Source organism: Bacillus sp. JJ864, from assembly GCF_036963045.1.
GTDB classification, from domain to species: Bacteria; Bacillota; Bacilli; order Bacillales; family Bacillaceae_G; genus Bacillus_A; species Bacillus_A pseudomycoides_C.
The window spans coordinates 481-3,124 of the sequence record NZ_JBALLY010000203.1 but is presented as its reverse complement, the minus strand read 5'-3'; the positions used below and the strand labels follow the sequence as shown (position 1 = coordinate 3,124).

Annotated in this window: 2 protein-coding genes; both read right to left on the bottom strand. The window is 30.9% G+C overall.

The window, feature by feature from the left end:
• The coding region (locus V7024_RS22855; RefSeq protein ID WP_335524267.1) for an SH3 domain-containing protein at positions 1–497 on the bottom strand (497 nt) is incomplete at its 3' end.
• A gap of 217 nt (positions 498–714) precedes the next feature.
• Entirely contained in the window at positions 715–1,815 is a 1,101-nt protein-coding gene (locus V7024_RS22850; protein WP_000361576.1) for a DUF262 domain-containing protein, read from the bottom strand.
• Positions 1,816–2,644 lie beyond the last annotated feature (829 nt).

The following is a 2,644-nucleotide window of genomic DNA, read 5'->3' as shown; positions in this document are numbered from 1 at the left end:
ACCTCTGGTTTTGCTTCTGATCCACCTTTTTGATTTACAGTTACAAATTGATTTGTAATAAATCCAATTTGGTTATTATACTTTACTTTGTACCAACCATTATCATCTTGCTCAATAACTTCTAGTTTGTATCCTTTATCTACAGCACCAATTACTTTTCCAGTCGCTAAATTTGGTAAAGTACGAATACGCACTCCATTACCATTTACCGTAAAATCATAATTATCCACATCTTTAATATGTAAATAATTCGCTGAAACAAACGCATCTTTTCCTTTAAAAGAAATTTTAGCCCAACCATCTTTAATAGAATTGGTTTCAACTGTTGAATCATATTGTAATAGTCCAACTTTTTTACTATCAATTGATGCACCTTCACGTACTTTTAATGGATCGGTTGTACTAAACGTTGAAGCCGAAGCCATAGATACATTTCCTACTAAAATACTTGTTGCTAAAACACAAGCTGGGATTAACTTTTTGTTCGCTTTTTTCATTAGAATATCAACCTTTCTTCATTTATTACATGATATATTAATATTTTACATTTACCATTATATGTTTTTTAATTAAATTTGTATAGAATGGAAATAAAGGCTTATAATGTAAACTTCTTAGAATCGCCTATATACACTTTTAACCTACAATAACACAAAACCATTAAAGTGTTTTTAGAAACGCCTGTCCAAGCCATTATAAGCCTTTAAATTCTATTTAAGATACAACTAGTTCTTCTGTTCCTTCACCTTCAATTGTTGATTCTTCATCTCCAATTGAAATTTGTTGACCATTTGTTTTTACAAAATCTTTCAATGAATCTACAAGTGTAGTAACCCTTCCTTTAATCTTTTCTGGCTTTTTAGATCCATTACCACCAAAAGATTTATATTGTTTAACCCACTTAGTTTGTTCATCTTCATTTTTCACTTTTAAGTCTTCTGTAAATTCATCGTACCAATTCTTAAATGTAACAGGTGAAACTTTGTTTTCAAGAGCATATCTTGTTACATTGAATAGCATTGGTAAATTTGTTGGTTTTAAAAATTGTTTATTTGGTTCATCAATAATTTTATCAAGAGCATCAAAAACTTTTTGACATACATTGATAAATTCTTCTGTTTGTTCTGGTCGCTCCCTTAAACTAAATACATATTTTGTAACTTCTGTCGGAGTAAAACCAGCGTTAGTCATTTCATAATCTTCATCATATAGCATAATAAATTCTGTAATGACTTTAAGATCCTCTTCTTTTTTAATTTGAGTATTAGTAAATTGAATTTTTTCTTGGAACAATTGATGTGAAGTTAACGATGCCATTTTCTCTGAAAGTTCAATTCCTAATTTAGCTTTCGCTTTTTGAATATTAGAAAGTGGTTTACCTGAATTTAATCTAAAGAAAATTTCTTCAATTTCTTCATAAGTAATACCCTCAAATGCAATGATACCAATATGATAGTCTTTCACATCATCTTGAATTTCTTCTGGTAGTTCATCGAATGTAAGCCCAGCTATTTCGACACCATTTACATCTGGTGTTGCTTCATGTAATGCAAAACCATTATTCAAAAAATTAAAGACAGTAGTCATTCGCTGTTTACCATCCAAAATGCTGTAAACTCCATCTTTTTTCAAAGCAAACAAATGAGGTACTGGGTAACATTCAGCCATTGAATGGATTAACAACGACATTGTTTCATGATCCCATTGTTCACCCTTCCTTTGAATTGGATGATCAAAGTTAATTGTCCCATTCGCGAACATTTTATTAAATTGTTTTGCTGTCCAAGAATTACTTGATCGTTGTGATTTGTCCATTTTCAACACTCCTTTTCTTTATGTTCCTTACTTGGTTAATTACATTATACCATAATATATATTGAATGTATAGTGAATGTATATTAAATATGTATTTATTTCAAAAAAAAGAACCTCAACATATACCTAATATTAATACAATAAACATTAGGTATATATTAGGTACACATTAGTAATTATCCAGATCCTAAAATATATTTATACATTTTTCAATCGTATAAAGTTTTTTCGAAATTCCACCTTCTAGATCTCAAATTACATAATTATGTATAGATTTTGATATAGATATAAATCTAACGCTATATATATATATTTATTCTATGCTTAGAATCTATTACCTTTTTATGGTATAGTTCGATTTTTAGATGTTTTATGTTTAAAAGATTTTATGTTTTCCCCTTGTTTTTGGGTGGAAGGCTAGGGACTGGGGTGAAGCGTAGCGAGGGGCTAGCCCCTTATAGTGTCATAAATATATAGAACAGGAACAAAAGCTTAGGACGGAAGCTCTGGCGTTTCAGGGGGGTATACTGGATAGTACAAGTCGATAACCATAACAACCTAGTTTTTGGTATGTCGGCTTGACGCGAAGCAAAAACCCCCCTGAATTTCGGAATGCTAAAAAGCCCAACGGGAAGGTGGAGATTTTTTTGAGTGTTTTTTCTCAAAAAAATACTACCTGTCTTTTGCATGGAGAAAAGCCCTTGTTGTGTGAAGGAGAAGGGGAGACAAAAAAATCCCTCCTAAGTTAATTAGGAAGGATTTTTCAACATTTTACACTGTAGCTGTATCTTTTTTTACATCTACATTATTTTCTGGTTTTTGCTCTGGT